The organism is Streptomyces sp. NPDC058663 (assembly GCF_042716745.1).
Lineage (GTDB): Bacteria > Actinomycetota > Actinomycetes > Streptomycetales > Streptomycetaceae > Streptomyces.
Genome location: NZ_JBHXRV010000090.1, coordinates 10,763 through 17,627, shown reverse-complemented (window position 1 = coordinate 17,627; position 6,865 = coordinate 10,763). Strand labels below are relative to the sequence as shown.

6 protein-coding genes and 1 pseudogene are annotated in these 6,865 nt (G+C 69.2%); 2 read left to right on the top strand and 5 right to left on the bottom strand.

Annotation, left to right across the window (positions count from 1 at the left end):
* Window positions 1-566 precede the first annotated feature (566 nt).
* Window positions 567-893, bottom strand: a pseudogene (locus tag ACFWVV_RS36920) (hypothetical protein); the annotation flags it as partial.
* Window positions 894-966: 73 nt separating this feature from the next.
* Window positions 967-1,835, bottom strand: a protein-coding gene (locus ACFWVV_RS36915; protein WP_384358824.1) for an IS5 family transposase whose coding sequence is annotated in 2 segments (ribosomal slippage) — window positions 967-1,514 and window positions 1,514-1,835 — 870 coding nt in all. Because the reading frame shifts where the segments join, the coding sequence is not laid out codon by codon here.
* Between the two features lie 200 nt (window positions 1,836-2,035).
* On the opposite strand from ACFWVV_RS36915, the gene ACFWVV_RS36910 reads away from it, so the two are divergent.
* Window positions 2,036-2,302, top strand: a complete 267-nt coding sequence (locus tag ACFWVV_RS36910) for a hypothetical protein (RefSeq protein WP_384358822.1) — start codon at window positions 2,036-2,038, stop codon at window positions 2,300-2,302.
* Between the two features lie 91 nt (window positions 2,303-2,393).
* Here ACFWVV_RS36910 and ACFWVV_RS36905 read toward each other — a convergent pair whose 3' ends face one another.
* From ACFWVV_RS36905 to ACFWVV_RS36895, 3 genes are all read right to left on the bottom strand, one after another.
* Window positions 2,394-2,636 carry a DUF6480 family protein gene (locus tag ACFWVV_RS36905; RefSeq protein ID WP_384358820.1) on the bottom strand — a complete coding sequence of 81 codons (243 nt, stop codon included), beginning with the start codon at window positions 2,634-2,636 and terminating at the stop codon, window positions 2,394-2,396.
* Window positions 2,637-2,773: 137 nt separating this feature from the next.
* A complete protein-coding gene (locus ACFWVV_RS36900; RefSeq protein ID WP_384358818.1) occupies window positions 2,774-3,277 on the bottom strand; it encodes a metallophosphoesterase family protein in 504 nt (167 codons plus the stop codon).
* Window positions 3,278-3,491: 214 nt separating this feature from the next.
* A complete protein-coding gene (locus ACFWVV_RS36895; protein ID WP_384358816.1) occupies window positions 3,492-5,135 on the bottom strand; it encodes a pyridoxal-dependent decarboxylase in 1,644 nt (547 codons plus the stop codon).
* Window positions 5,136-6,447: 1,312 nt separating this feature from the next.
* On the opposite strand from ACFWVV_RS36895, the gene ACFWVV_RS36890 reads away from it, so the two are divergent.
* A complete protein-coding gene (locus ACFWVV_RS36890) occupies window positions 6,448-6,741 on the top strand; it encodes a hypothetical protein (protein WP_384358826.1) in 294 nt (97 codons plus the stop codon).
* Window positions 6,742-6,865 lie beyond the last annotated feature (124 nt).

Sequence of the window (6,865 nt, the reverse complement as noted above, 5' to 3'; positions counted from 1 at the left end):
ACCCCCCAGGTCATCCGATCGACAGAGGGGACACAGTCATACCGGGCCCGGAGGCCAGCGGCCCCATTGCAGGACCGCGAAAAACATAACGGGGGTGACGTGCTCGCGGGCCTGCCGCACACCCCTCACGCGGAAACGTAACGGGGGGAACGGGTCAGGTCGCCCCTGCGGCTCCGCGGTGAGCTTGTAACGGCTGGGCGTGCAGATTCTGCGTACTGCGGTGCAGCGTGCCGCCAGAAGGCCTACCGCCGTCGGCGGGCCAGCCACACGTTCGATCCGGTTCCGGAACTGCTGGCGGCGCTGGCACCTTTCGACGCCACCTACCATCCCGGCATCTCGCAGGCGCTCTACAAGGCGTTGTACCGCGTGCACGCCGAGCACCTGCGTGGCAACGATCCGGCCGGATTCCTCGCAAAACTCGCAGCCATGGATCCCGAGCGAGTCAAGATCCCCGACACCGACGACGGCCGTCGCCTCCGTGCCTCCCTCCGCAGCATCCGACAGGCTCAAACCCTCACGCGCGTCCAAAGCGGCTGCAACAACGAGCACACCCAGGCCGTGTTTGGGAAGTTGCTGGTGTGCTGGGTGGGCCGTCCGGGGAAGTCGCGGGCGGCCATCCAGATGGTGAGGTCGCGGGCGATCCGATCGATGCTGGACTCGGTGACGACGTCGTGTTCGCGGCGGGTGGTGTCACGGCGGACGACCTCGTAGCCGCCTTCGTCCAGAACCGCGACGGAGGTGAACCAGGCCGGGTCGTCGTCATCGGGCTGGATGACGACGAAGGTGTTGTCCGAGTCGTTGAGGTCGTCGACCAGCATGAACAACGCGTCCTCGGACGGGTCCTCGATGTGGTCGCCGCTCGCACTCTCGGCCCGGTAGTACGCAGCCCCCATGGCCTCTGTCTCCCCTCAACCTGCTGACCTGACCGCGGCCAGAATGACATGCGGGACCGACACTTCCGGCAGGTCACAGCCATTCGTTGATTGCGGCAATGAGAACGGTCGCCTCGAAGCGGACCGCGAGCTTGTCGAACCGGGTGGCCACCGCCCGGTTCCGCTTCAGCCGGTTGATGCCGCACTCGACCGCGTGCCGGGCCTTGTAGTCCTCACGGTCGTAGGCCGGAGGCCGCCCGCCAGGCATCCCCCGACGTTTGCGGTGGCCAGCCTGATCGGCAGGTTCCGGGATCGTGCAGCGGATACCGTGCCGACGCAGATAGGCACGGTTCGCGCGCGACGAATACGCCTTGTCTCCCCGCACCCGCAACGGCCGAACTTGGGGCCGGCCCGGCCCGGGGCGAGGAACCCGGATGGCTTCCCACACGGCCGTGAACTGCGGGCTGTCGCCCCGCTGACCGGCTGTGACCAGCAGCGATAACGGCCGCTGTCCTTGCTCACAGGCTAGGTGCATCTTCGTGGTACAGCCCCCGCGGGACCGGCCCAGACCGTGATCATCCGGTTCGGACCGGTAGCCGCCCGGCGGCTCCTTCTGGGCTTGACCGTCCCGACGGGCGCCGCCGCGTGCTGATGGGCCCGGCAGATCGTGGAGTCGACGTTCACGTCCCAGGTGATCAGCCCGACGGCATCCGCCCGGGCCTGCAACCCGGTCAGCACTGACGCCCAGACGCCATTGCGCTGCCAGCCCCGGAACAGCCCATAGACCGTCTGCCACGGACCGTATTCCGTGGGCAGATCACGCCACGGGGCGCCGGTCCGCACCCGCCAGCGGATCCCGTCGATCAACCGCCGCCGGCACACCGACGGCCTGCCCAATCCCGCGACCGGCAACAACGGCCCCAGCACCGCCCACTGATCAACTGAAAGATCCCCTCGCCCCACACCGTGATCATCGCGGCACGGGGCGAGACACGGACCCCATCAGGTGTTTCGATACGGAGCGTCCTCGGTCGTGCCGTCGTCGATCCTCGCCGTCTTCGAGAGCGAAGCCCAGCGCGTGGTGACGCCGGCGGAGGACGTGCATACACGGGAGGACCCCTGGGACGCCCTCGTGCACTGCTGCTCCATGAGCACAGCTACCCGTGAACGTCTCAGCCCCGCCCATCGGTGCGCTCATCACCCGTGCCCAGCAGTCGGGCTGTCTGCGCGACGACGTCGAGCCGACCGACACCGCCCTCATCCAGACCATGCTCGGAACCATCACGCTGAACAGCTACGGCGTCGCCCCGGACCTGTGGAAGCGCTACCTCACCCTCGTCCTCGACGGCCTACGTCACAGCCGGGACGAGCCGACCCCGCTTTCCCAACGGGGACTTGCGCAGCAGGAATTCGACCAGACCATGAGGTGAGCGGCAACGAGACGAGTCGTCGCCGGCCACCTCCCCGAACACGAGCCACCAGCGGGCGGGGACGCCAGGCACCCATGCCCGCCGTTACGAATCACAACAGCAGGACGATGGCGTAGGCGAGAAAGAACGCCGCCACCACCACCGCGAGGCCGATGATCAGCGTCAGGGGCGCCTTCGCCCAGCCCTTGGTCGGGTTGTGCGTGTCCTGCGGCCCGGCCCCGGACATGCTGCTCTCGCCGGGCGGCGTTTCGCCCGGCGGCACGCCCCCGCCGGCCTCCAGGCCGGAAGTGGTGTCGGGGTCGGGATCAGGACCCGGTCTCGGAGAGGAAGTCATCTGCCCTGCGTTCCCGCCCGACGGCGATGCGTACCTCGCAGAGGCGCGTCTTCCGTCTTCTGGCCGTATCGGTGCAACCGTCGTCCGGCCGTCTCGTCCTGTCCGTCTCAGGCATGTCGCCGTCCGGCAGCGCCTCGTCAGGTTCGGGGCGGCACGCGGTGCAGGCGGAGGTCGACGAGCCGGGCGTCCGTCACCTCGGCGGTCATGTACGTGCAGTATGGCTGTCGCCGCCTGTCCGTCGGCGAGCCCGGGTTGAGCAGGCGCAGCCCGCCGGGCGCGGTGGTGTCCCACGGGATGTGGCTGTGGCCGAACACCAGGACGTCGAGGTCGGCGAAACGCGCATGGCACCGCTGCTCGCGCCCCTGCGCCGGCCCCGTCTCGTGCACGACACCGAAGCGGAGCCCCGCGCACTCCGCCCGGGCCACCTCGCCGAGCCGGGCCCGCAGCTCGGGCCCGTCGTTGTTGCCGTGGACGGCCACCAGGCGCCGCGCACGGGCCTCGAACACGTCCAGGGTCGCCGCGTCCACCCAGTCGCCCGCGTGGAAGACGACGTCGGCCTCGTCCATCGCCGCGAGAAGGGGCGCGGGAAGCTCCCTGGCCCGCTTGGGTACATGGGTGTCCGAAGTCAGCAAAAGGCGCACAGCCTCCACTCCGTTCTGCCGGTCCAGTTGATGGCGACGTGCCGCTCGTCCGGCACCCGGTGCACGCCGCGCCGCCGGTCACTGCACGACGCTTCCGGCACCGGGCACCGGGTGGGACGGGGAGATCATGTCAGCTCGCCGTCGCCCGCGCCCGTACCGGCGAGGACGACCGAACGGACGGACTAGCGCCGCTTCATGCGCGGCCGGCCGGGGATCAGCGCCGGCCGGGAAGGGGCGGCCGTTCGGCGTCGGGGTCCGCGGAGCGGTCGAAGGCGCCGGGCCGGGCGAGGTCGTCCAGGAGTTCGTCGATGACCTCCTGGGTGACGTGCGGCATGACGTAGACGTGGCTGTAGTCGTGACGGCGGCCGCCGAGGTTGAGGGGCATGCAGGCCAGTGAGTACTTCCGGGTGATCTCGGCGCGGGGCTGCTGGAACCAGATGCTGAGCGCGTGGTCGCCGTGCCCGACCTCGATGCCGTCCTCCGCCCACGGCTCACCGCGTTCCCGCAGTTGCTCGCTGAGCGCGCGCAGACGTCCGGCGGTGTACTGGGCGATCCGCAGGACCTCGGCGGCCTGGCGGATCTGCTGCTCCTCGCCGAGCTGGGCGAGGTGGTTCCACATGGCGAGGGAGGCGAAGCCGCTGCGGGAGCCGGCGAAGGTGCTGTCGGGGGAGGAGACGTAGGCGGGGTCGGACGGCGGGCGCAGCTTGGCCCCCGCGCGGGACATGTAGATCCCGGTGGGGACGGGCGCTCCGGGATACTTGTGGCCGCTGGTGACGATGGAGGACACCTCGGGGACCCGGAAGTCGAAGACCGGCGGCGCGGTGTCGAGGAGCCCGGTGTCGCGGGCCTTCTGCAGGTAGGGGGCGTAGGCGGCGCCCATGGCGCCGTCGACGTGGATCCAGTACCCGTTGCGGGTGCTGACGCGATCGAGGTCGTCGGGGTCGAAACGTACGGAGCGGTCGACCAGGCCGTGCCGCTCGAAGACAGGGCGCAGGCGTTCGCAGGCGCCCTGGACATCGTCGAACGCGCCCTTGAAGACGCTGCCGATGTTGAAGTTGACCAGGACGGGGTGGCCCTTGGCGGCGAAGAAGTCCACGACGGCGACGAGCGCGTCGACGTCGACGGTGCCGGGGCCTTCTTCACCGCCCGTAGTCGGGACACCGCCCAGCGGCCAGCCGTTGTACGTCGGCATCCCGGTGCCGGCCAGGTCGATCGGGCACTCGCCCGGGTAGCGGCTTCCGCCCAGGTCGTAGAACGTGGGGATGTCCAGCACCCGCATCGCCTTGATGTGCGAGTAGTGGGTCTCCCGCGAGAAGAACGCCACGGGCAGGTAGGCGTTGGGGTTGTCGTCGGGGTGCTGGGCGCGCAGGTAGCTGGTGCGGCAGCTGGCGTCACCGGAGATCTCGTCGCGGACCAGGGCGTTGCCGTCCAGGTAGTCCCGCGCGTTCCACATCGCATACAGGTTGCCCTCCGTGCTGCCCATCGACAGCACGTAACCCCACCCGTCCTCCACGCGCGGCCTGTCCGGATTCTCGGGCAGAGTGACGTGCCACAGCCGGGCGTAGTGCTCCAGGACCGCCCGCTCCAGCCACCGCGAGTGCAGGCTGTAGTGACTGTCGACGAACGGGTCCCCGATGTTGTTGAGGTGGTAGCCGAGGAACCGCCCCAGCGCGGCGTGGCCGTCGAGCGACAGGTTCACCTGATACCCGAGAAGGCGGCCACGCTGCTCGCCTAGGTACCCCTCCAGCTTGGCCAGAACCGCGATCCGCTGCTCATCGGTGTAGGCGTCGGGGCCCAGCCGGTAGTCGTCGTTGGCCGGCAGCGACGCCACAGGCGTACTGGAGTGCTCGGTGGTCATTTTCGTGCCCGTTTCTGAGCGGTTCCACGAAACGACCGTCCCCTGCGGGCGCCGGAATCGGGCAACACTCGGATCCGAAGGGACAAATGCAGTGCGAGATCCATCGACTGGAAGACCGGGGCAACAGACCCGCCAGTGCTCGGGCGGCACAGACTTCTGGCGGACGACCAGCACCCGGACACCTCGCGACACAAACGCTACACGGCGCACAGGGCTCGCCTTCCCGGATTTCCTGAATTCCCTTGCGGGGTAGTCAATGAGGGTGATTGGGGTTTACCGACGGACACCCAGAATGAGAATGTGGGGATACGTTTCTGCACGAACCCGATAGGGCAATGGCGCCAAACTGGTTTTCGTAGGTACCGCCTCATCACAAAGGGTTGGCCCTCCAAGACTTGTGGGGAGCGGGCGGGTCGTGGCGCAGGCGTGCGGGTGGCTCCGGGGGGATCCGGTGCGGCATGAGGAAGCCCCCCACCACAGCAGTACCGTGGCGACCAACCAGAGCCCCACGGCCCACGCCACGCTTTTCGCACCAGACCGACGCGCCCTGGTGGGTGGCTGCCTTGTTGGGAGTGCTCGTGACCGGGCTGTCGCTGTGGATGGGCCGGCTGCGCGGCGCACAGCGCCGCCAGGCGAAGGCACGGGGCCGGGAGCGGGCGCTGGACCGGAGGGCGCCGTAGGGCGGCTGCTCCCGCGTCGCGCAAGCGGGCTGGCCCGGCGCACGGGTGGGACAGTCACGTCCCGAGTCCCTGGTGCTCGGCACCCCCGCCGGGCCCGCTCGCCCTGGGGCCGCGTCGGCGCGTCGGTGTCACCCGGCCGGCTGCTCGGCCATGGAGAACGTCGCCACCTGGAAAGGCCCAGCCTGCTGCGGAGGAACGCCATCGGCAGTGGGTCTGGAGGCGCCCTGGCAGGCGCGGGTGAGGCAGAGCCCGGCTGTCCTGAACCGGCAACCTCCCTGTTCGCAGCCGGGCCTGAGGGTGCCTCGGCTGTGGCACGGGGGGGGCATCTCCCCCCCCGAGGAAGGGGAGTTTCCCTGTTCAGGAACCTGACTGCACGAATATCCGCCGAATTTCCTTGCGGGGAAACTCGAACGATACTGCTCCGTCATCGCCCGGATATCCAGGGAAATCGCAGGTCCGGGCCGGTTACGGGCAGAAAACGGCGTGAATGGTGCGGCTGAAACATTTTCAGGGCCCACCCGGATGTGCCCCGAATTCCACGTGGCTATCGTTTCTGATCGAACGAGCTTCGGGTACCTGGCGCAAGCAGTGGGGTCCCTGAGGCTGCATTGCAAAAAGGCAAGGAGGAAGACGTGAGGAACCAGAAGTGGGTCCAGCGGTTGGCGTTGCCTGTCGTGGCTGCTCTTGGTGCGGTCATGCTGACGACCACGACGGCTGAGGCGGTGCCGTCGGGATGCAGTACGTCCCGCGTCGACAAGGACACATTCACCGGTACGTGCAAGAGCGGGAGCGGGACCTGGCGGCTGCGTGTCGACTGCGACAAGGCCGAGCCGGACAGCTTCTCCAGTTGGCTCAAGCCGGGGAAGACCGCGTCCGAGGGGTGTTGGTGGGGCAAGGCGCGCGGGGCCAGCATCGAGGTGCGCTGACCTGAGCGGACGTCCTGCCGCCGCACGAACGAGCGGGGGGGGGGCCCGGGGGGGGGCGGGGCGCGGCCCCGAGGCCGTGCCCCCAGGGGCCGAGCAGCAGGCGGGCCGAGGGCCCGCCCCAGGC